This is a genomic window from Solibacillus palustris, assembly GCF_022549215.1.
GTDB classification, from domain to species: Bacteria; Bacillota; Bacilli; order Bacillales_A; family Planococcaceae; genus Solibacillus; species Solibacillus daqui.
Genome location: NZ_JAKZFC010000005.1, coordinates 54,065 through 78,000 on the forward strand (window position 1 = coordinate 54,065; position 23,936 = coordinate 78,000).

A 23,936-nucleotide genomic window follows, 5' to 3' on the forward strand; every position below is an offset into this window, starting at 1 on the left:
GACCTTTAATGCGGGATAATAATATTTTGAGGTGATAAAACATGAAACAAGTACGTGGTTTATTAGTCATGGCATATGGCACACCATATAAAGAAGAAGATATTGAACGTTATTACACACATATTCGTCACGGTCGCAAGCCATCACAAGAGCATATTGATGATTTAACGGAGCGTTACCGCGCAATTGGTGGGATTTCTCCCCTTGCAAAAATGACAAAAGCACAGGCCGAAGCTCTTTGTGCACGCTTAAATGAGGTACAAGACGAAGTAGAATATAAATTATTCATTGGTTTAAAACATATCGAGCCATTCGTAGAAGATGCAGTAGAAGCAATGATGAACGAAGGCATTACAGAAGCGGTATCAATCGTACTTGCACCACACTTCTCAACATTCTCAATTAAATCTTATAACGGTCGTGCAAAAGAAGCGGCTGAAAAATTAGGTGGCACATTAAATATCACTTCTGTAGAAGCGTGGTATAACGAACCAAAATTCATTGAGTTTTGGAAACAAGCAGTAAATGGTGAATTAGCAAAAATGACTGAAGAAGAGCGCAAAACTGCGTGCTTAATCGTGTCTAACCACTCATTACCAGAAAAAATTAAATTAGCTGGCGATCCATATGAAGAGCAATTAATCGAAACAGCTCGTTTAATCGAAGCGGCCTCTGATATTGAAAACGTGGAAGTAGGTTGGCAATCAGCTGGTCAAACACCAGAACCATGGCTAGGACCAGATGTACAAGATTTAACAAAAGAATTATACGAACAAAAAGGCTACAAATCATTCATTTATACACCTGTTGGTTTCGTAACAGAACACTTAGAAGTTCTTTACGATAACGATATTGAATGTAAAGTAGTGTGTGATGAAATTGGCGCTAGCTATTATCGTCCTGCAATGCCAAACACGCATCCGTTATTCATCGATGCGATGGTAGATGCAATCGATAAAAAATTAGCGAAATAATATAGAGAGTGATGATGAAGGTGACTTTAAAAAGGAGTAAGATTGTAATCGTTGGCGGTGGAATTACGGGCTTAACGACGGCATACTATTTACAGCAAAAAGCGATGGAAGACGATTTATCATTAGAAATTGTGTTAATTGAATCGTCATTACGTCTAGGTGGAAAAATCCACACTGTTCGTAAAAATGGCTACATAATTGAACGTGGCCCTGAATCGTTTTTTGATACAAGTAACAGTGTTCATAGTTTAGCACGTGATTTAAAAATCGAACATAAAATTATACAAAATAATAACGGTCGAACATTTATCGCAATCGGCAACAAACTTCACCAAATCCCAAGTAATTTATTGCTTGGGGGGTCACCTAAAATCTTATCTGTGTTGACTTCGAATTTTCTTTCTTTAAGTGGTAAAATTCGCGCGGCTGGAGATTTACTTTTACCAAAATTATCGCATGAGAAGGATGAGCCTATTAGCGACTTTTTCCGTCGTCGTTTCGGTAAGGAACTGGTAGAAAATCTTGTCGAACCTGTGATAGCAGGAACTTATGCTGGTGATGTCGATCATGTAAGTATGCAATCTATGTTCCCGCAGTTTTACCAGTTAGAGAAAGATTATGGAAGCCTTTTACTTGGAATGAAAAAGACAGGGAGAGGCATTTATGCGCTATTCGATATGCCAGGTGAAATTCATTATGAATCGTTTGATGGTGGCTTAGAAACGATGGTGGAATCTTTAGAAGCTGCGTTAACAAACGTCACAATTTTAAAAGGCTTAAAAGTGGATACAATCGAAAAAAACACGGATTTAACACAACAGCTGTATTTAAATGATGGGACGTCCATTCAAGCTGATCAAATCGTTGTGACGACACCATTTAATGTAACCAAAAAAATATTCCGGGATTCAGAAACACTTCATAATATGGATACAATGAATTACGCAACGATTGCAACTGTGACACTAGCCTTTGATAGAGAAGTAGTGCAGAAGTATACCGATGCTATGAATTTCTTTGTATCCCGTAATAGTGATTTTGCCATCACAACATGTACATGGAGCAATCGTAAATTTGACCATGTTGCACCTGAAGGTCATGAATTAATACGCGTCTATATTGGACGTGTCGGTGATGAATCGATTGTGGAATTATCAGATAGTGAAATCGAAAAAATTGTGCTACAGGATTTAAAAAAGGCGATTGGCTTAAATGAGAGGCCATCATTAATGATAGTCGCACGTTGGAAAGAATCGATGCCACAGTATACAATTGGTCATGAAGAACGTGTTCAGCTATTGAAAGCACAGTTTTGCAAGGAATTTCCGAATGTCTATTTGACTGGTAGCTCATATGAAGGCATTAGTATTCCAGATTGTGTAACCCAAGGAAAAGAAACAGCCGAGCGAATTATCTCGCAGCTTACACAGGGGAAATAATCAATTTAACTTGCTTCAGCTGAAGTCATCCACTTTTGTAAGTGGGGGACGAATGCCAAGTATGTCCTTCATTCTGTGTGGGTTCAAACACCGGCTGAAGCAAGTTAATGCCTCCGGCGGATGTCACAGATTTTTTTCGGACAAACTCGAAAAAATCTGGATGAAATTACGCCGAGACGTAATTGATTGTTCATCCATTCAAATAGAACGAAAACGCTGAATTAAAAGTGTCTGCTTTTAGTCCAGCGTTTTTTGTATGTAAATTTCACAAATTTATCCTTTTCATTTCATGCAAATTTCACATTTATTTAGTACGCTTAAATACGAGGTGTTTACGCCATGAAATTTTTTAAAGCATTATTTGTAGTATGCTACCTGTTAGTTTTGACTGGGTGTAATGAATCAGTTTTTGACGCAATTGATGAACATCAAAGTTTTTTAGCCTCTGTCAATATTTTAGAACCTTCGATTACGTTTTATGATGAAGACTTTGCATTGATAGCGACATGGGATTTGGATAATACATATACAGGGGCGACGTTAGTTGGAACAAACGCAATTTTGCTTTATGGCCATCAGCTTGACGAAGCCGAACTCTATGACCTTTCTTCAGGGAAGCAAATAGTCAAATTGAAAACAGGTATTGGCACGACAAATGCACTTTATGATGAACAAGCACATGCCATTTATTTGACAAATAGTAAAACAAATGAATTAACAAGTTATTCAGTAACGGGTGAGTTACAACAAAGTTTGAAGCTCCGCAATTATCCAATGTCCATGGCGTTGCATGAAAATATGCTTTATGTTGTGAATTATAAAGATACATTCCTTTCCGTTATTGATACAACAACATTTAAGGCAATCGATGAATGGCTGATTGAAAGTTCATCTCAAGGAGCACTAATTGTGGAAGAAACAAATGAGCTTTGGTTAGGTGGACATGGACAAGGAAGTAAGCCAAACGAAATGGTGCAAGTATTCGATTTAACAACAGGTATGGTGAAAAAAGAAATTGCTGTACCGGTGATGCCAATCACATTAATACAGCAGGAACAAGAAGTAATTATTGCTAGTCATGGCTCGAATATGGTTTATAGTACTTCGTTGGATGGAACTATCAATTGGCAACAAGAAGTTGCGGCTAATCCGTTTTCGGTTGCTTATTTTGATGGTCGATTGGTTGTAGCGGGCTATGATGATCAAACGCTTTATGTGGCAGAGCATGCTCATATTATTGAAACAGTCGATACAGGAAAAGGTGCATTTCAGTTATTAGTAAGGGAGTGACAACAATGACGACGATATTAATTGTTGATGATGAATATAATATGCGTCAGCTCATTGATTTAGTAATAGTAAAATCAGGCTTCCAAACGATTCATGCCGAAAATGGGGCAGAAGCCTATCAAGCAATTAGTCAACATTCGATTGATTTAGTGCTTTTAGATGTCATGATGCCTGGTGAAGATGGCTTTGAAGTATGTAAAGCGATTCATGCCATGACCATGGACAAAGTACCGATTATATTCTTAACGGCACGTGATGCGAAAGACGATAAAGTAAAGGGACTTATGATTGGTGGTGATGACTATATTGTAAAACCATTTACTGCAGAGGAATTAGTAGCACGTATTTATGCCGTATTACGACGCACAGGGACTCTAATTCAAGAGACCGAAGTACAGTTTCTACAACACGGTGTAATCAAAATGGATGAAATATCGCGCAAAGTATGTATCGAGGATGAATTAATTGCGTTAACATTAAAAGAATTTGAACTGCTGTATTTATTTATGAAGCATCCAAATAATGTGTATTCACGTGAACAGTTACTAGAGCATATTTGGAATTTGAATTATTCTGGTGGCACACGCACTGTAGATACGCATATTAAAACGTTGCGCATTAAATTAGGAAAAAAATCAAAGGAAGCAAGCGATTATATCCAAACCGTTTGGGGAGTAGGCTATCGCTTTGAAAAGAATTTATGAAAAAGCTGTCGTCAAAAATTTGGTTGCTGATTGTGCTGTTTTTAAGTGCGACGGTTGTGTTCATGTTTATATTTACACATTTTTTATATGAGCAACTATATGTAGAAGATACGAAGACTACAATGATTGAAGTAGGCGAAAAGCTGCAAACAAAATATACAGGTGGAAAAGTTACGGATGAGCTCATAGCTGAAATTGATGCGTACGCCGCTTACTCAAATCTTGAAATTTTTGCGGTACGTAATCCGCGTGAGCTAAGTGCCTGTGTTCCGTTTGAAATTGATTATGATGCACTGATTGGTGTGGATGAAAGGCAGCAGCTGTTGCAGGGGAAGGGTGTTACGAAAATAGGCTATGAGGAACGTTTTGAGCGTCAAATCATTTCTGTCATTTTACCATTCACCGACCAAAATCGTTTAGAGGGTATTATTTATGTGTATTATCCACTTGCTAAAATTTCAGAGCTAGCCCAACAAGAAGTCATTTTACTTGTAACGGGGGCGGTGATGTTCTTAATAGTTGCAGCGTTTTTTGTTTACTATGGAATGCGTAAAATATTGCAGCCACTTGCAAAATTACAGCGAGCAGTAGGGAAAATGACAACAGGCCAATATGAAACGCGGGTAACAGTTACATCAAATGATGAAATTGGAAGTCTATCAGCAGCTTTTAACCAAATGGCAGCAGCTATTCAACGAGAAGATGAAGCGCAAAAATCCTTTTTAGCAACCGTTTCGCATGAACTGCGTACACCAATTAGCTATGTCAAGGGTTATAGTGAAGCCATTCAAAATGGACTAGTTGATGTGCAACAAAGAGAAGAGGCTATTCAAATTATTTCACGAGAAGCGTCGCGTATGGAACGTTTAACGAATGAGTTAATGCAGCTAGCACGAAAAGATGATATTACGGCAAGTGAATTTGATCCACTTGTATTGGCTGAGAATCTGCGTGATGCGATTTGTTTATTGAGCCAACAAGTAATGAATAAGCAAATTCAAATTATACAAAATTTTGATGAAGAACTCATCGTACTTGGCGATGAGCAAAAGCAACAACAAGTATGGATCAATGTGATTGAAAATGCGATTCGTTACTCACATGAGCAAGCACAGATTATCATTACAACGTCCAAACGAGAAAATCAAGCTGTAATTACAGTACAGGATTTTGGGATAGGTATCCCAAAAGATGACTTACCTCATGTAACAGAGCGCTTTTATCGTGTGAATAAGGCGCGCAGTCGAGCAGATGGTGGGAGTGGACTTGGGCTGTCAATTGTAGAGCAAATCGTCAAACAACATAACGGAACATTAAAAATTGAAAGCAAAAGCGAACAAGGGACACGCGTAATCGTAACGCTCCCATTAATGGAGGAATCATGATGAAAAAATGGATTTATAGTGTTGTAGCAGTACCGTTTTTATTATTTGGCTGTGGTGAAGAAGAACTTCAAACGGATGCCAATACTGAAGCACCGGCAATTGTTGAAGTTGAAATTCAAACAGCCAAATTATTATCTGCAGGTGAACCGATTCAATTAGCTGCACGTATTACGCAAAATGAAGAAGCGGTTGATGATGCAGATGAAGTGAAATTCGAAGTATGGGAATCAGGAATGCGTGAACAAGGAAAGATGCTATTTGGAGAATTAACGTCAGATGGTGTATACGCAGTGGATTATACATTCGATCATGACGGGGTTTACTATATGTTCGCTCATACAACAGCGCGTGGTATGCATGTCATGCCAAAACAAGAGCTTGTTGTAGGGAAGCCAGATATGAGCAAGGTATTAGAAGACACAAGCTCAAACTCTATGGGGCATTCAGAACATAAAAACGAAGAAAAAGATAAAGACAAAGAAAAAGAAGAAGATCACAATCATTAATTGTTGCAAAATAAAATGAACGGTGTATAATGATGACTGGATGACCGGAATGGTTTTCTGGTCACTTTTGTTTTAAGGAGGTGGATTTATGGATCGTCGATATGAAATTTTACAAGCTGCTACAAAATCGTTCTCATTATTTGGTTATAAAGCGACGACTATTGAACAAGTAGCGAAAATCGCTAATGTTGGTAAAGGGACAATTTATACGTTTTTCTCAAATAAAGAAGAGCTATTTCGAGAGGTAGTGTTGCATCTTATTAACGAAATGAAATATGAAACAGATCAACTCATCGATCATAACGCAAGCTTTATGCAAAATGCGCATACCGCCTTAGTAAAAATGCTCCACTTCCGTGAGCAACATATGCTATTTGCAAAATTGATAGAAGAAGAAAAAGCGCTACGTACACCAGAAGTACAGCAAATGCTTTTAAAAATTGAAGCAGAAATTATTTCGTATGTATCAATGCGTATTCGTAATGGGATTACCAAAGATGAAATAATTGATTGTAACCCTGAGCATGTAGCTTATTTATTGTTCAAATCATATTTAGCCTTTATTGTAGATTGGCAGTTGACACATCATGAGCCACTTAAAGAACAAGAGATTTTGACCTTATTCAGTAAAACAATTTTCCGTGGTTTAGCAAAGAAAAAGTAACGTTCACTTCCATGTGAAGTGAGTTTCTTTTTGTAGTGAAATGACCCAATGACGTTTTCGGTCATTGGGTATTATAAGGAGGAAATAGTGTGATAAAAGCGGAATGGCTTAAAATTTTTAAAACGAAAAAAATGCTGATTTCTGTAATTGCTGTACTTTTCGTGCCAGTCATGTATAGTGGCATGTTCTTATGGGCGTTTTGGGATCCGTACTCAAATTTAGATAGCATGCCCGTAGCAATTGTCAATGAAGACAAAGGTACTTCGATGAACGGTGAAACAATGGAGATGGGTCAACTATTAGTTGACACGCTCGTAGATAGTAAGCAATTTCAATTTGAAGAAATCGATGCAAAAGATGCCAATCAACAATTATTAGATCAAAAATATTATATTTTAATTAAAATTCCAGAAAACTTTTCTGAGCATGCCACAACTTTATTAGATGAACAACCACAAAAATTAGTGATTGATTACATTCCAAATGAAGGTTTTAACTTTTTAAGTGCTCAAATTGGTGAATCTGCAATGGAGCTTATTAAGGCGGAAGTAAATAAGCAAGTTTCCACAATCTATGCTGAAAGTTTATTCGATTCAATTACCCAACTTGGAGACGGTTTCGTTGAAGCAGCTGATGGCGCTGGAAAATTAGATGAAGGTGCAAAAAAATTAGCAGATGGTGCGGATGAATTCAAAGGTTATTTAGAGCAATTGGCTTCAAGCTCAGTTGAATTATCAGAAGGTACAAATACATTAACAGCGGGTGCACAAACAGCCGCAGATGGTGCTAATGAATTAGCAACCGGAGTAGCAAAAATTGCAGATGGCGGTAAACAATTAGCAGTCGGAGCACAAACAGCCGCAGATGGTGCTAATGCATTACAACAGGGCATTACGAGCTATACGAATGGGGTTGCTCAAATAGCAGGCGGCCAAAAAGAGTTAACAACTGGCCAGGCTAATTTAGCAGAAAATTTATCATTACTAACTCAGGGCACAACTAATATTGATGACAAAATTAAAGCATTAGCTGATGGATCTACCAATGTAGCAGGAGGCATTGATCAATTAGCTACTCAGCTAGAAGCAATTATTCCAACGCTACCAGAAGAAAATCAAGCCGCATTAAAAACAGCATTGTCACAATTACAAGCAGGTAGTAAACAAGTAAGTGGTGGTTTAAACCAATTAAATGAAGGTACGAACGGTTTAGACGATAAAATCGCGGCCATTAGCGCAGGTGCCGATAAATTAAATGCGGGTCAACAACAAGTGAGTGCAGGTGTTGGACAGTTACAACAAAATTCTGCTCAACTTACAGATGGTGCAACTTCTCTTGCAGAAGGCACTACAACAATCGCTAATAAGTTAAATGAATTAAGCGCAGGTGCAACAAGTGCTTCAACAGGAGCAAATGCATTAGCACAAGGGTTAAATACTTTAGCAGATGGCTCAAACCAATTAAATGATGGCACAAGCTTACTTGCCGAAAAATCAGGTGAATTAGCACAAGGTTCTACTACATTAGTAGATGGTACAAAAGAGTTAAAAGATGGAACTACTACATTAACTGATAATTTATCAGAAGCTGGTGGAAAAGTAGACGTTAATCCAACAGAAGATACGTATGACATGGTAAGTTCTCCAGTGGAAGTTGAAAAAGAAGCAGTAAACCACGTACCAAACTATGGTACAGGATTTGCACCATACTTTATTTCATTAGGGTTATTTGTAGGCGCATTATTAATTTCAATTGTTTTCCCACTTGTGGAACCAGCAATTATCCCAAAAACAGGTGCAAGTTGGTTTGTAAGTAAGGTGACTGTATTAATGGGTGTCGGTATTATGCAATCACTATTATCCGTAGCTATTGTTGTTTGGGGATTAGGGCTAGAAGTTCATAGCATGCCACAGTTTATTTTGACAACAATTTTAACAAGCTTTACTTTCCTAGCAATTGTTCAAATGCTTGTGTCAATATTCGGTGACCCTGGCCGCTTTATAGCGATCATTGTGTTAATTCTACAATTAACAACAAGTGCAGGTACATTCCCAATCGAATTAGTACCAGAGCAATTACAAATCTTCAATAAAATTTTACCGATGACGTTCTCTGTTCAAGGCTTCAAAGCAGCTATTTCAACAGGTGATACAACATTCTTAATGTTCAATTGGTCATTATTAGCAGCTGTAATGCTATCATGCTTAGTGATTACATTTGGTTACTTCGCATTAGTACACAAAAAACGTTATTCAAAACATCATACAGAAGCATAAAAAACAAGCGCATGGAATTTTTGTTCCGTGCGCTTGTTTTATGCAGAAAAAAACCATAAGCTTTGAGCGAGCTTATGGTTTGAAGTAAGCGTTTTAGGTTCATCTTAGTCTAAGATGAAGGTATTTAAAGATTAGTTAAACAGTGAGTAAGAATTAAAGAGAGTTGCATTTTTCACAATTGTTGCTGTAGCACTCGCTTTGTTCTTCAATTTTATCACCGCATGATACGCAAATTTTATCTGGTAAGTTTTTGAAAAATTCCACTACGTTTTCTAACATTGTGTGTGCCTCCTTTTAATGTCTGTTATATTACTTCTGTTTATATTTTATATTGTATTATAACAGTTGAGATTCGTCAACACAAAACATAAAATTTAGGTTAAAATAATTATGGACAATTTGTGAAGGAGTGACCATCTTGTATTTTATCGACAATAAAGGAATTACAGATCCACGAATTAATTTAGCAATAGAAGAGTACGTATTAAAAAACATGGATATTGAGAAGGATGATTTTTTACTGTTCTATATCAATCAGCCTTCGATTATCATTGGCAAAAATCAAAATACCATTGAGGAAATTAACACAGACTACGTAGAAGCAAATGATATTTTAGTTGTTCGCCGTCTTTCTGGTGGTGGCGCAGTATACCATGATTTAAACAACTTAAATTTCAGCTTCCTTACAAAAGACGATGGAAACAGCTTCAGCAACTACAAAAAATTCACACAGCCTGTAGTAGATGCGCTTGCAAAATTAGGGGTAAACTCTGAATTATCCGGTCGTAACGATATTTTAGCTGAAGGTAAAAAAGTGTCTGGTAATGCGCAATACTCAACGCGTGGCCGTATGTTTAGTCACGGCACATTAATGTTTGATTTAGACATTGACGCTGTTGTGAATTCATTAAAAGTAAAACAAGACAAAATCGAATCAAAAGGCATTAAATCGGTTCGATCTCGTGTAGCGAACATTATTGATTTTTTACCTGAAAAAATTACTGTAGAACAGTTCCGCAGCGAAATTTTAAAATCTATTTTCGGTGGCGAAGAAAACATTCAATACTATGAGCTAACAGAGGAAGATTGGGAAAATATCCACGAAATTTCAAAAAATCGCTATCAATTATGGGAATGGAATTACGGTAAATCACCACGATTCAATATCCAAAAAACAAAACGCTTTCCATCTGGTAGCATCGATATTCGACTAGAAGTAAACAAAGGGATTATTGAAGATGTAACCATTTTCGGTGATTTCTTTGGGGTTGGCGATGTAGAAGAAGTAGCACAGCACTTAATCGGTACAAAGTACGACCGTACAGCAATCGGGGAAGTGCTAAAAGATCTCGATATTCCAACATACTTTGGTGGGATTACAGAAGAGGATTTTTTACAGCTGATTTATTAACTCACAACGAGCAATTTTCAATACAAAGTTTGGAATCAAGTCCGTTTATCTAATAAAATCCGTTCTGCTACGCTACGGGGCATGCTTTCCTGGGGGCGTGGCTCCAACTAACTATATGCTTGCCACTACGGCGGCAAGCATATAGTGGATTTTCCGCGCACACTTAATCCCCAAGGAGTCCGCCCCTTCACTTCGCGGCACTCTACTATAAAACTAGAGTTGGTTATTATTACAAAGTGTTTGAATGAAGTGTGCTGAATTGAACTTTGTAATTGAAAAAAAGCTAATTTCGTCTAAAGATGATTTTATTTTTGAAATACTAAAATTGCAATTTTTATTTACAAAGCTAATTGTTAATCAAAGATACAAATTGTAAACAGCGTACTATTTTCTTCATCTCCGCCGCCTCGCGATAGCGCAAGCGGCAACATTTTGCGTTCTTAATTATATGGGAAAAAGTAACATTTTCGTTTGGCGGGCCTTGCATGCGGTCATGCCGTAGCCCGCCAAAAATAAGTAGCACTGTGCTTAATTCATTTTCTGTTAGTACATTTGCTAAATGTTAGTTTTTAAAATAAAAGTTCAATTTATAAAACAGAGCACTTGTATTTTCGAGTGCTCTGTTTTTTTGTTACAATAGAACCAACTGTATAGACAGATTTTAGAAATATAAAGGAGGCATTGGTGATGGAAAAGCATCGGATTTTTATCGTAGAGGATGATCCGAAAATCGCCTCATTACTAGCAGATACATTGAGGAAGTATCAGTATGATGTGGAGACAGTTCAAGACTTTGAAACAATAAGCGAACAATGCGTGGCGTTTGCACCTCATATGATTTTATTAGATATCAATTTACCTTTATACGACGGCTATTATTGGTGCCGTAAATTACGTTCTTATACAAAATGCCCAATTATTTTTATTTCGGCACGTTCAGGGGAAATGGATCAAATCTTTGCGCTAGAAAATGGAGGCGATGATTTTATTACAAAGCCATTTAACTATGAAATTGTACTTGCAAAAATTCGCAGTCATCTACGTCGTACTTACGGTGAATATTCGGCACGTCAAGAAGAGCGCACCGTGGTTCAAGGACAGCTCACACTTTATTTGGAGCGCATGGATTTACAATTGAAAGAATTAATTGTACCGCTACAAAAAAAGGAGTGTATTATTCTTGGGTTGTTAATGGGACAGGCTCCAAAAGTCGTGTCTCGGGATCAGTTATTGGAAGAACTGTGGGATGATCAAGCGTTTGTAGATGAAAATACGCTGAATGTTAATATGACGCGTGTGCGCAAAAAGCTAGCGGATTACGGCATAATATCAAGCATTGAAACTGTGCGTGGGGCTGGATATCGCTTTCTTTTAAGCGCGGAGGAAATGTAGTGGCTATAAAGTTATTTATAAGAGAGCATATTTCCTATGTTTTGTTTCAAGTGGTATTAATAGCATTTTTACTTGTGCTTTTTTGGTTGGATGGCTTAAGAAATGTAAGTACGGCCATTTATGTTATTGCGATTAGTATGTTATTAATTACATCGTTTTTAGTGGTGCGCTATATGCTACGTCGCAGATATTTAGCAAAAATCGTAGAGTTACCGGTAAGGATGGAGGATGCGCTGCAAAAAAATTCAAAAACATCTGAGTACGCCATTACAGAACAGTATTTATCAGAGCTCTATAAAATTTATCAGCATGAAGTACAAACGTTATATGCGACACAATCAAGGCAATATAAATTTATGAATCAGTGGGTACATCAAATGAAAACCCCTGTATCCATTTTAGAGCTACTTTTACAGCAGGAAGAAGAACTAGATAAAAAAAGTGTACAAGAAGAAGTCGAACGGTTAAAACGTGGGTTAGAGATGGTACTTATGCATGCAAGGCTAGAAAACTTTTCCGACGATATGCAAATCGTCCAAATTTCATTAAAATCAGCAGTAATGACAGCAGTAAATGACAATAAGCGTTTATTTATCGCGAATCGAGTGTTTCCTGAAGTGGAAGTAGATGAGGCGATTGTCGTCATGAGTGATTTGAAGTGGTTGCGCTTTTTTTTAGAGCAATTCATCACAAATGCCGTGAAATATACATTTGAGCCAAATAAAAAAATTTATATTTCAGCTAAAAAAATAGAGCATCAAATTCATCTAATGATTCGTGATGAAGGTATCGGCATTCCAATGGCTGACCTTTCGCGTGTGACAAAGGCTTTTTATACAGGCGAAAATGGGCGCAAAACAGGAGAGTCTACTGGCATGGGGCTCTATATTGCAAAGGAAATTTGTGATAGGCTCGGACATCAACTTGTAATTACATCAGAAGTAGACAAAGGAACTCAAATCGAAGTGATTTTTCAATCTTAGGAGGAGCGCGATGGTACAAATAGAAGATTGGTTATTAGCGATAGATATAGAAAATACGAAAATGGCGTTTGAATTCAATAGCTACCTTTGTGAAAGTGAAGAGTGTCGTAATTTTGTTGAAGCATGCGAAAATCATATGGGTCCAGTTGTACTTGAGTTTGCAAATAAACTAGGAATTGACCTAGCTAAGCCAAGTCAGTTAGAGAGCCTTCATGTTAATAATAATGCAGCGATAATGTATTCAGGTAAATATCATATTATCGGTGAAGTGATTGAAGGGGAACTAGATGCGTGGGATATCGTATTGGATACACATTGTTTTTCGTTAACATCTGAATTTGATATGGTACCTATCGTAATGATAGGTTCAATCATTGAAATTAGCTTTGAAGTGGTGCTGCCTTGGGTACTAGAAGTGAAAATGGAAGTTTAAGTATGAAGGAGTAATTATGTCAATCTTACAAATACATGAAGTGACGAAAGTTTATGAGGGTAAAGTAACAAACCGTGCACTCAATCAGTTAAGTTTTGAGGTTGAAAAGGGTGAATTTGTTGCCATTATGGGACCATCTGGTAGTGGGAAAACAACGCTTATGAATGTTGTGTCGATGATTGATGTACCAACTTCGGGTGAAGTCGTTTTTGATGGTATGAAACCACAAAAATTTACGAGTGAGGAACTGGCTTATTTTCGCCGTAGACAGTTAGGTTTTGTATTTCAAGAATTCAATTTATTGCCAACGTTAACGGTGGAGGAAAATATTATTTTGCCATTAACGCTTGATGAACAGCCAATTAAAGTGATGGAAGAACGTCTTGCATTCTTAAGTGATAAGCTAGATTTAACGCAAATTTTGCATAAGCGTCCAAACGAAATATCAGGTGGGCAGGCGCAGCGTACAGCAATTGCACGTGCACTTATCCATGATCCGATGCTGGTTTTAGCAGATGAGCCTACAGGGAATTTAGATTCCAATGCATCTCGTGAAGTGTTAGAGCTACTTGTAAAAATGAATAAAGAAAACAAGACGACCATATTAATGGTGACGCATGATCCGATCGCTGCTAGTTATTGTGACCGTGTCATTTTTATAAAAGATGGTGAATTTTTCAATGAAATCTATAAGGATGACCGTCGTCAAACGTTTTTCCAACGCATATTAAATGTACTAAGCCTACTAGGGGGACATGTTGGTGACTTTTCTTCAATTCGCTTACCGTAACGTTTTCCGCAATTTCCGAAATTATGCGGCGTTTTTTATGGCCACCTTTTTTAGTGTGTTTGTTTTTTTTATTTACTCAATGCTCATGTTTCACCCTGAAATTGAAAGTGGCTTTTTAGGAGAAGTCTCGATTGCGGGCATGGTTTTTGCGGAAATTATACTCGTGTTATTTTCATGGTTTTTTATTTACTATTCGTTGCGTGCATTTTTAGAAGCACGTTCGAAGGAATTTGCAATATTACTACAGCTCGGCATGAGTCGTCATCAGCTTGGAAAGTTAATTTTCATTGAAACGATGACAATCGGGCTGTTTTCGTGTTTGTTGGGCATCGTTTTTGGTTTTGCTTTTTCGAATTTTTTCTTTATGATAGTGCGAGAAATTTTGAATTTATCGGCATTGCCAATGTATTTCTCGTGGGAACCTTTTGTACTTACTCTTTTTGTTTATTTAAGTGCATTTGTCATTATTTCGACGATTAGTATGATGTTTATTCCTGACTTAAAGATCCGCGATTTGATTCGTGGACAGCAATCGATTGAAATTGAGCAGTCATATTCGAAATGCAAAGCAATTTTGGGTATTGTATTAATCGTTGTTGGATATAGCTTGGCACTTTTAACAACTAAATCGTCTATTTTTACGTATACGTTACTTATTCCGATATTTGTGACGTTTGGTACGTATTATTTCTTTTCAGATACGACGTTACTCGTAATTGACCGTATTAAGCGACGCAAGCATGTGTACTGGAAGCAATCCCGTATGGTATTGATTGCCGATCAAGTACAAGTCCTGCGTGTAAATTCGCGAATGTTTTTTGTCGTGACACTTGTTTCGACATTGGCGTTTTTGACAGTAGGCGTGTTATCTGCGATGTCATCCTACACATCTCAATATGATAAAATCAACCCAATTGGCATTATTTATAAGGGGGAAATCGATAATCCTTATGAAATCGAACATGTACTTTCAATTATTAAGGATCTAGAGCAAAACGGTATTAGTTATCATATGACACGCTTTTCCGTAGTGCGTCAAACGTCTACTTTTACATCGAATCCGGTAGAGGTTTTTCGGGAAACTGATGTTAATCATTTGCTGTTTTCGTATAAATACCCGCTTGTTAGTTTGAATAGTGGAGAAGCAATGTTCATTCCGTATTCGGAGGATTCAATAAAAGAGCTTCGTGAAACGGTTGTGCACACAACATTAAAGGAAAATAATGTTGCACTAACGATTAATAGTGTGTACCCGCAAATGTTTTTCCCAGCGGCGATGATTAGTAGTAATTCGATTATTATTAGTGACGAAGATTTTGAAAAGCTAGTAAATGAATTCGAACGTGCACCAGATGTTGAGCCTGGCTACCATTTATTTACGTTTGATATTCCGAATTGGAATGAAACCGAATTTGTTGGACTAGGTATTCAGCAAATGGTTGCAAGTGAGTATGTGCTGAATAGAAATTACTCATTGCCATTTTATTTTGAAAATGCAGGGCTAAATTATTCTTATATATTAGCTACGTACTCATTATTGACACTTGTTGGAATTTTGGTAGTTGCTGTATTTTTACTTGCTTCGGGTAGTTTTGTGTATTTCAAAATTTATGCAAACTTAGATCGAGAGAAAAAGCAGTTTAATACATTAAAGCGAATTGGGTTAACAGACAAAGAAATGAACCGAATTGTCACTCGGAATTTAGTCATTCAATTTTTCTTACCGTGGGGATTAGCCCTGATGCACAGCGCATTTGCATTTTATGTCGTGCAAATGGTGTTAAATGATTATATGAATTTGTCCATCGCAAAAGAGGTGGTGTTTTCATTTACGAGCTTTATATTTATCCAAATTGTCTATTTCTTCTTAATTCGTTGGCGCTATATTTCGCATATTAGTGGGTAATGAAAAATTGGGAAAAGTGTATTAAAAACAATATTTATGTAATAACGCAGAAATTGATGTTGTTTTATTAATATACTTATTTTATACTTCTATTAAAGTGAATATTCTTTCATTTTACGTGAAAAGGGGATGGGTGTATTGAATTTAGTTGAAAAAGTACGACAACAAGCTTTCGAACAACCAGAAAAAACAGCGTATCACTTTTTAGGGAAGGGCACTTCTTATGGAGAATTAGAGCAAACAATTTCACGTTTTGCTGGAGCTCTAAAAGATTTAGGTGTACAAAAGGGAGATCATATCGGCCTTTTACTCGGCAATACACCGCATTTTATCATTAGTTTGTACGCGTCAATGCGTATTGGGGCAGTTGCTATTCCAATCAACCCAATTTATACAGCAGACGAAATTTCGTACATTATTAAAAATGGTGATGTAAAGGTTGTTATCGCACTAGATATGTTATTACCGCTTGTGGAGGCAGGGGTGCAAGGATTCCCACAAGTGACAAATTACATCGTATGCGAAACGACACCTGATATTGGCGAGAAATATGCAGCGTTATCTGACACAGTGAAAGTGAAAACAAAATTATTTACACAAGTGTTAGCGGGTGCAACACGTTCTGTTGACCCAGTAGAAGTGGCACCAGATGATACAGCGATTATTTTGTATACATCAGGTACTACAGGTCATCCGAAAGGTGCGATGTTAACACATAATAATCTTTATTCAAATGCACGAGATATTGGTGATTATTTAAAAATGACACATGAAGATCGTGTTATTGCCACGTTACCGGTATTCCACGTATTCGCATTAACGGTAGTAGTGAATGCGCCATTAACACGTGGAGCTACAATTTTATTAGCGCCACGCTTTAGCCCAGGTGAAATTTTTGAGTTAGCTGTTACCCATAAAGCAACGGTATTTGCAGGCGTACCGACAATGTTTAACTTCTTATACCAATTTGAAGGTGGCGATGTAAGTGCATTATCTACATTACGCGTAGCGATTTCAGGTGGATCTTCATTGCCAGTATCATTACTACATAACTTTGAAAATAAGTTTAATGTACGAATTTCAGAAGGTTATGGTCTGTCAGAAGCTTCACCAGTTACTTGTTTTAATCCAATTGATCGTGACCGTAAGCCTGGTTCAATCGGACAAGCAATCATTAATGTAGAAAATAAAGTTGTTGATGAAACTGGTCAAGAAGTCGCAATTGGTGAGGTAGGCGAATTAATCGTTCGTGGACCAAATGTGATGAAGGGCTATTATAAAATGCCAGAAGAAACAGCGGTTACGATTCGCGATGGCTGGCTATATACAGGTGACTTAGCACGAAAAGACGAAGAAGATTATTTCTTTATCGTGGATCGCAAAAAGGATTTAATTATTGTAGGTGGTTTTAATGTATATCCTCGTGAAGTAGAGGAAGTGTTGTATTCACACAGCGGTATTGTAGAAGCGGCTGTTGTCGGCTTCCCAGATCCAAACTTCGGTGAGGCAGTGCATGCTTATGTTGTACTAAAGGATCCTTCATTAACAGTAGAAAATATTCAAGAATACTGCGCGCAGCATATCGTAAAATATAAAGTACCTACAGTCATCGAAATTATTGATGAGTTACCAAAAAATACGACAGGTAAAATTTTGCGTCGTTCCTTAAAAGAAGCGATGAAAGCCTAATAATTCGACACTTACCGCTTTGATTGGTGGTAAGTGTTATTTATTTTATATTTTGAATTTTAAATAAAAACTGGTAAACTATATATTACGTAATCCGAAATAATAATGAGGTGACTTATGACAAACTTTGTAACAAAAGAAAGCTTATTTGAACTACAATCGATTACCAATCCAGTGCTAGCGCCAAATGAGCAGGAAGCGCTATTTATTCGTACACAAATGAACGAAAAAGAAAATAATTATAATGCCCATTTATTTCACATTGAATTAGCATCAGGCCATTTGACACAATGGACATTTGGAAACGAACGAATCTCAAGTCCAGCTTGGTCGCCGAATGGTAAACTAGTGGCATTTTTAGTGAAGCGTGGCGAAAAACAACAGCTCTATTTATTAAATAGTCGCGGAGGCGAAGCGCAAGAACTTACGACATTACCAAATGGGGTTAACTCATTTTTATGGAGCCCTTGCGGTGAAAAGATTTGGCTGACAACTTCAGTCAAAGAAGGGCTAGCAATTACTGACGAGGAAGAAAAGGAAGATAAAAAATTTCCGAAAGCATATGTAGTCGACAAAATGAAGTATAAAGCCGATAGCTTAGGGCTATTACCTCAAAATCGCCATGCACAAATTGCTGTTGTTGAATTGAGCTCAAAAGAAGTAACGGCATATACAGATGCACCTTATTCACATAGCTTACAAGGAATTTCACATGATGGGAAAACGCTAGTAGTAGCAGTAAACAGAGTTGACAACACTGATGATGTATTCCGCACACCGCTTTATTTAGTAGATGTGGACACAAAAGAAGAAATAATGTTAATCGAGGAAGATGGTTATTATGGAGACGCTGCGTTTTCATTTGATGACCGCTATATTGCATTTGGCGGTTCAGATCAAACATTTAAAAACGCAACGCATGGTCATGTCTATATTTACGATACACAATCAAAAAATAGACAAAAGCTAACAGAAATGTTTGATGTACCAGTAGGGGATTATGCGGTAGGAGACACTCAACAAGCTGCATCAGCACCAACTGTCATGTGGACGGAAAACAATGATTTGTATTTCCAAGTGTCAACAGAAGGTGATGTTCGTTTGTACTATGCAACGCTTGAAGGGGCGATTTATCCGGCATCCCCTGAAAATGAACACGTATATGGCTATGCGATTTTTAAAAATGGTAATCGTGCATTAATGACCGTATCAAATCCAACATTTCCTGGAGAGCTATTTGATTTTGATATTACAACAGGTGAGCGCAAACAATTAACAACATTTAATGCCGAATTTCTAGCAAACACAACACTTTCAACACCAGAGGCAATTGTTTATCCAACAAAAGATGGCTTCACTGTGCATGGATGGATTATGAAACCAGCAAATTACATTGCGGGTGAAAAGTATCCACTAATTGTAGAAGTTCATGGCGGACCACATACACTTTATGCCAACACATTCTTCCACGAAATGCAGCTATTAGCAGCTCAAGGCTATGGCGTCTTATATGTAAACCCACGTGGTAGTCATGGCTATTCGCAAAGCTTTGTAGATGCAGTGCGCGGTGATTATGGTGGCGGAGACTATGAAGATATTATGGCTGGATTAGATTATGCGTTAGCCAACTATGATTGGATTGATGAGGCGCGTCTTGGCTTAACGGGTGGTAGCTACGGTGGCTTCATGACAAACTGGGCGGTAGGACATACTACCCGCTTTAAAGCAGCGGTAACACAACGTTCAATTTCAAACTGGATTAGTTTTAATGGGGTATCGGATATTGGCTATTACTTCACAGAATGGCAAATGCTTGCCGATATGAATAATGTCGAAAAGCTATGGCATCACTCACCATTAAAGTACGCAGCAAATGTGGAAACACCGCTATTAATTTTGCATAGCGAACGTGATTTCCGTTGTCCAATAGAGCAAGCAGAGCAATTATACATTACACTAAAACGTATGGGTAAAGAAGTAGCATTTGTTCGCTTCCCAGAAAGTGACCATAACTTATCACGTACAGGGATTCCGAGCTTACGAGTAGAGCGTTTAGCTCAAATTACGGGTTGGTTTATTAAATATTTATAACATGAAAAAGGGTATCCATCGAAAGTGGATGCCTTTTCATTTTGTTTCTAATTGCAAAGTAATATTACAGTTTTGTAAATTTGTTTAGCAAACATTGAGTTGTGGCAACAATTCAACGTACTAAACGTCTTTACATAGACGAAATAATCAACCATCACTTTCATAGTATGGTAAAATAAAAAAATAATTTAGCAGAAAAGAGAGAGTAACGATGTCAATCATTTATGGGTTAATTGATTTTATTTTACACATCGACGAACATCTTGTTGAAATTATCCAACAGTTTGGGAATTGGTCGTACGGGATTTTATTTACGATTGTGTTCGTTGAAACAGGCATAGTGATTATGCCATTTTTACCGGGGGATTCACTATTATTTGCGAGTGGTACTCTGGCCGCATTAGGTGCATTTAATTTATATACATTATTGATTATCTTTTTCGCGGCAGCAGTTCTCGGGGATACAGTCAATTATCATATTGGACATAAAGTAGGGATGTCTATTCCGGAAAACAGTTTTATCGGACGAGTTATTAATCGTGAGCGTTTAGAAATTGCACAGCGCTTCTTTAATAAACATGGCGGTAAAACGATTGTTATTGCACGTTTCATGCCATTTATTCGTACATTCATTCCGTTTGTTGCCGGTGCAAGTCGCATGAACTATCGTTACTTCCTATTCTATAACGTATTAGGTGCGTTTTTATGGGTAATGAGTTGTACGCTGCTCGGCTACTTCTTCGGTAATATTCCAATTATTAAAGAAAACTTCTCGTTAGTACTTATTTTAATTATTGTGATTTCAGTATTACCAGCAATTATTGGTGCACTAAAAGCACGTAAAAAATAATGAAAAGGGCATTGCTAAACATTTAGCGATGCCCTTTTGTATTAACTATTGATTTATGAATATAGAAAGAGAAATACATAAAGTATTCATAAGCATTTAAAAGACCTTATTTTCCTCGGAACTGAGGAGGTCTTTTTTCTGCAAAGGCGTTAAGTGCTTCAATGCGATCATCTGTTGGAATCGTAAGTTCATAAGCTTTACGTTCTATTTGTAATCCGGTTTGAATATCTGTTTTCATACCTTGCTTTACAGCAAATTTTGCCTGTTGAATGGCGATTGGTGCATTTTTTAAAATGACTGCTGCGAACTCTGCTGTTATCTCATGTAACTGTTCTCTTGGTGCAATTTTTGTGACTACGCCATAGTGTAGTGCTTCTGTGGCTGTCATACGTTTGGCAGTTAAGATTAATTCTAGTGCCTTTGCTTCGCCGATTAAGCGCGGTAAACGTTGCGTACCACCTGCGCCTGGGATAATCCCGAGGCTTGTTTCCGTTAAGCCAAGTGTAATGGAATCTGCGGCAATACGGAAATCACAAGCAAGCGCTAGTTCAAGACCACCACCAAAAGCATAGCCATTCAAGACACAAATTGTTGGCTGTGGCAATTGCTCAATGAGTGAAAACACCTCGCCAAAGCGATTTAAATTTCGTTTAACAAGTGTATCAGGCAAAGTTTTACGTTCCTTTAAATCCGCTCCAACTGAAAAGGCTTTATCACCAGCGCCGGTAATAATTACAAGTCGAATATCAGGGTGAATTTGAATCGATTCAATTACTTTGCGTAATTGCTCTAGCATTTCAAAGTTAAAAGCATTTAACATATCAGAACGATCTAATGTAACATAGGCGATAAAATCTTTTTGCTCATATTTTATAGTGTTCACAATTATAACCTCCTATATTTTGTTAATCTACTTTATAGTACAATGGAAAATAAGAAAAATACAATGAATCTAAATAAAATTGAGGAAGGGAATTTAAAATGGAAGTTTTCATCGGCAGGCAACCTATATTTAATAGTGAAGAAGAAATTGTTGCGTATGAGCTTTTATATCGAAACAATGATGTAAATAAATTTTCTCAAATTGATTCCGATAAAGCGACCATAGATGTTTTGATCAATTCGTTTATAACGATTGGTTTTAAGGAAGTATCGAATGGTCTCCCATCTTTTATCAATTTTACAGAAAATTTGATTATGCAGGAGGAGCTTCATTTTTTTAATCCGACAAAAGTAGTAATTGAACTTTTAGAGAATATCCCAATTACTCCAGCATTAATTGATCGACTTAAAACAATAAAGCGCAATGGTTTTAAACTAGCATTAGATGATTTTACGATGGACGAAAGCGTGCTCATCTATGACAATTTATTTGAGTTAGTAGACTATATTAAACTTGATTTTATACAGACATCTGAACAAGAGAGAGCCATTATTGAAAATAAAGTAAAAGCCAATTTCCCGCATATTCAACTACTTGCAGAAAAAGTAGAAACACGTGAGGTATATGAACAGGCAAAGTATTTAGGATATTCATTGTTTCAAGGTTATTTCTTTCAACGACCGCAAATTTTAAAAGCTACAGACATACCGGCAAACCTATTTCAATATTTCCAAATTATTTCGTTAATGCGTGATGAAAATACGAATATTGATATGTTAGTTGAATATATCGAACGGGAAATCTCATTAACTTATCGCCTATTAAAGCTAATTAATAATTCATCGAAGCGTTCGAAATCGAAAGTTCGTTCTATTAAGCAGGCAATAATATTACTGGGGCTAACAGAGCTTCGAAAATGGATTTACTTACTAGCGATGCACGAGTCAGATATACAGAAAAAAGGCGAGGTATTCAATGAATTAATATATGCTTCGTTATTCAGAGCGAAAGTATGCGAAAAATGTGCGCGATTAAATTATCAAAATAATTATTCAGAGTATTTTTTAATTGGGTTATTTTCATTAATAGACGCATTATTAAATCGTCCAATCAATTCGATTTTAGTGCAACTGCCTTTAGCCGAAAATATTATAGAAACGATTAGCGGTGCCGAGACGGAAATGACGCCATATTTGCAATTTAGCATTGCGCTAAGCAAACTAAATTGGGCGGAAATCGTACCTCTAGCGCGACAATTAAACATTTCGAAAGATAAGATTATACCGATATATGAAGAAGCGCGTGTCTGGGTGAATGAAGCAATTGATATGAATTAATAATAAACAAAGATGAAGATGTCGCAATGATCTTCGGTTAATATGAAATGCATATTGAGCTGCTCCATGAAAAAGAATAAGGTATAGTTAAATCAATAAGGCACTTCCTGTTCAAAATCGAACAAGAAGTGCCTTATTTTAGATTTTATGCCCTTTACCATATGGAATACATAAAGGTGTACCGAAGATCGGATCATCAATCATTTTACATTTAAGATCAAATACATGTTTTACCAATGTGGAAGTCATTATTTCTTTAGGTTTTCCTTGATTAAATACTGTCTGATTACGAACAGTTATGATGTGATCGGCATAACGACATGCGAGATTTATATCATGAAGGACCATAATAATTGTTCGATTTTGCTGTTGATTTAATTCAAATAGCAGATCTAATACTTCTATTTGATGTGTTAAATCCAAGTATGTTGTTGGTTCATCTAACAAAATTATATCTGTATCTTGTGCAAGAGTCATCGCAATCCATGCGCGTTGACGTTGACCACCAGAAAGCTCGTCCACGGATTTATCTTGAAGGTGTTCAACACCAGTTGCTTTTAATGCATTCAAAACTATTTCCTCATCTTTTGGTGTCCATTGTTTTCTCCAGCTTTGATGAGGATAACGGCCTTGCTTAACAAGTTGTAGAACTGTCAATCCCTCCGGTGCTACGGGTGACTGAGGGAGAATGGAGAGTTTTTTTGCTACTTGTTTTGTTGATAACTTAAAAATGTCCGATCCATCTAATAATACAGATCCTTGCTTCGGTTTTAATAATCGTGCAATTGAGCGTAAAAGCGTAGATTTTCCGCAACCATTGGCACCAATTAACACGGTAATCTCATTCATTGGAATAGACAAATCTAGATTTTCAATGATGTTTATATCACCATAACTAAGTGTAAGTGATTTTGTTTCTATAGATTCAGTCAT

21 protein-coding genes are annotated in these 23,936 nt (G+C 37.0%); 18 read left to right on the forward strand and 3 right to left on the reverse strand.

Features of this window, described 5'->3' with window-relative positions; translation table 11 throughout:
* Window positions 1-41 precede the first annotated feature (41 nt).
* From hemH to LZ480_RS20010, 8 genes are all read left to right on the forward strand, one after another.
* Window positions 42-974, forward strand: a complete 933-nt coding sequence (hemH, locus tag LZ480_RS13165) for a ferrochelatase (protein WP_241369913.1) — start codon at window positions 42-44, stop codon at window positions 972-974.
* Window positions 975-988: 14 nt separating this feature from the next.
* On the forward strand, window positions 989-2,413 hold the full coding sequence (gene hemG / locus LZ480_RS13170; protein WP_241369915.1) for a protoporphyrinogen oxidase: 1,425 nt from the start codon (window positions 989-991) through the stop codon (window positions 2,411-2,413).
* A gap of 339 nt (window positions 2,414-2,752) precedes the next feature.
* A complete protein-coding gene (locus LZ480_RS13175; RefSeq protein ID WP_241369917.1) occupies window positions 2,753-3,703 on the forward strand; it encodes a YncE family protein in 951 nt (316 codons plus the stop codon).
* 5 nt (window positions 3,704-3,708) lie between these two features.
* On the forward strand, window positions 3,709-4,407 hold the full coding sequence (locus LZ480_RS13180) for a response regulator transcription factor (protein WP_241369919.1): 699 nt from the start codon (window positions 3,709-3,711) through the stop codon (window positions 4,405-4,407).
* A complete protein-coding gene (locus LZ480_RS13185; RefSeq protein ID WP_241369920.1) occupies window positions 4,404-5,792 on the forward strand; it encodes a sensor histidine kinase in 1,389 nt (462 codons plus the stop codon). The genes LZ480_RS13180 and LZ480_RS13185 overlap by 4 nt, the downstream gene beginning before the upstream one ends.
* Window positions 5,792-6,298: a FixH family protein gene (locus LZ480_RS13190; RefSeq protein ID WP_241369922.1), complete on the forward strand. Its 507-nt coding sequence runs from the start codon at window positions 5,792-5,794 to the stop codon at window positions 6,296-6,298. The genes LZ480_RS13185 and LZ480_RS13190 overlap by 1 nt, the downstream gene beginning before the upstream one ends.
* A gap of 88 nt (window positions 6,299-6,386) precedes the next feature.
* A complete protein-coding gene (locus tag LZ480_RS13195) occupies window positions 6,387-6,962 on the forward strand; it encodes a TetR/AcrR family transcriptional regulator (protein WP_241369923.1) in 576 nt (191 codons plus the stop codon).
* Window positions 6,963-7,051: 89 nt separating this feature from the next.
* Window positions 7,052-9,238, forward strand: coding sequence for a YhgE/Pip family protein (locus tag LZ480_RS20010; protein WP_241369925.1), 2,187 nt, complete (start codon window positions 7,052-7,054; stop codon window positions 9,236-9,238).
* A 153-nt stretch (window positions 9,239-9,391) separates the two neighbouring features.
* On the opposite strand, the gene yhfH is transcribed toward LZ480_RS20010, so the two are convergent.
* Complete coding sequence (gene yhfH, locus LZ480_RS13205; RefSeq protein WP_241369927.1) at window positions 9,392-9,517, reverse strand: protein YhfH; 126 nt, start codon at window positions 9,515-9,517, stop codon at window positions 9,392-9,394.
* Between the two features lie 139 nt (window positions 9,518-9,656).
* On the opposite strand from yhfH, the gene LZ480_RS13210 reads away from it, so the two are divergent.
* The 9 genes from LZ480_RS13210 to LZ480_RS13250 all read left to right on the forward strand — a co-directional run bounded on the left by LZ480_RS13210 (window position 9,657) and on the right by LZ480_RS13250 (window position 20,783).
* A complete protein-coding gene (locus LZ480_RS13210; RefSeq protein WP_241369928.1) occupies window positions 9,657-10,649 on the forward strand; it encodes a lipoate--protein ligase in 993 nt (330 codons plus the stop codon).
* A 687-nt stretch (window positions 10,650-11,336) separates the two neighbouring features.
* A complete protein-coding gene (locus LZ480_RS13215; protein ID WP_241369930.1) occupies window positions 11,337-12,041 on the forward strand; it encodes a response regulator transcription factor in 705 nt (234 codons plus the stop codon).
* Window positions 12,041-13,024, forward strand: coding sequence for a sensor histidine kinase (locus tag LZ480_RS13220; RefSeq protein WP_241369932.1), 984 nt, complete (start codon window positions 12,041-12,043; stop codon window positions 13,022-13,024). The genes LZ480_RS13215 and LZ480_RS13220 overlap by 1 nt, the downstream gene beginning before the upstream one ends.
* A gap of 10 nt (window positions 13,025-13,034) precedes the next feature.
* A complete protein-coding gene (locus LZ480_RS13225) occupies window positions 13,035-13,457 on the forward strand; it encodes a hypothetical protein (protein ID WP_241369934.1) in 423 nt (140 codons plus the stop codon).
* 16 nt (window positions 13,458-13,473) lie between these two features.
* Window positions 13,474-14,247 carry an ABC transporter ATP-binding protein gene (locus LZ480_RS13230; RefSeq protein ID WP_241369936.1) on the forward strand — a complete coding sequence of 258 codons (774 nt, stop codon included), beginning with the start codon at window positions 13,474-13,476 and terminating at the stop codon, window positions 14,245-14,247.
* Window positions 14,213-16,153: an FtsX-like permease family protein gene (locus LZ480_RS13235; RefSeq protein WP_241369938.1), complete on the forward strand. Its 1,941-nt coding sequence runs from the start codon at window positions 14,213-14,215 to the stop codon at window positions 16,151-16,153. The genes LZ480_RS13230 and LZ480_RS13235 overlap by 35 nt, the downstream gene beginning before the upstream one ends.
* 138 nt (window positions 16,154-16,291) lie before the next feature.
* Window positions 16,292-17,842, forward strand: a complete 1,551-nt coding sequence (locus tag LZ480_RS13240) for a fatty acid--CoA ligase family protein (protein WP_241369940.1) — start codon at window positions 16,292-16,294, stop codon at window positions 17,840-17,842.
* 117 nt (window positions 17,843-17,959) lie between these two features.
* Window positions 17,960-19,933 (forward strand): S9 family peptidase, encoded by a 1,974-nt coding sequence (locus LZ480_RS13245; RefSeq protein ID WP_241369942.1) that lies wholly within the window; start codon window positions 17,960-17,962, stop codon window positions 19,931-19,933.
* 211 nt (window positions 19,934-20,144) lie between these two features.
* Entirely contained in the window at window positions 20,145-20,783 is a 639-nt protein-coding gene (locus LZ480_RS13250) for a DedA family protein (protein ID WP_241369944.1), read from the forward strand.
* Window positions 20,784-20,889: 106 nt separating this feature from the next.
* Here the strand turns inward: LZ480_RS13250 and LZ480_RS13255 are convergent, their stop codons facing one another.
* Complete coding sequence (locus LZ480_RS13255; protein WP_241369946.1) at window positions 20,890-21,666, reverse strand: enoyl-CoA hydratase-related protein; 777 nt, start codon at window positions 21,664-21,666, stop codon at window positions 20,890-20,892.
* 98 nt (window positions 21,667-21,764) lie between these two features.
* Between LZ480_RS13255 and LZ480_RS13260 the strand changes: the two genes are divergently transcribed.
* Window positions 21,765-23,003, forward strand: coding sequence for an EAL and HDOD domain-containing protein (locus tag LZ480_RS13260; protein ID WP_241369948.1), 1,239 nt, complete (start codon window positions 21,765-21,767; stop codon window positions 23,001-23,003).
* A gap of 138 nt (window positions 23,004-23,141) precedes the next feature.
* Here the strand turns inward: LZ480_RS13260 and LZ480_RS13265 are convergent, their stop codons facing one another.
* The gene (locus LZ480_RS13265; RefSeq protein WP_241369950.1) at window positions 23,142-23,936 is read right to left on the reverse strand and encodes an ABC transporter ATP-binding protein; all 795 of its coding nucleotides are present in this window, start codon (window positions 23,934-23,936) and stop codon (window positions 23,142-23,144) included.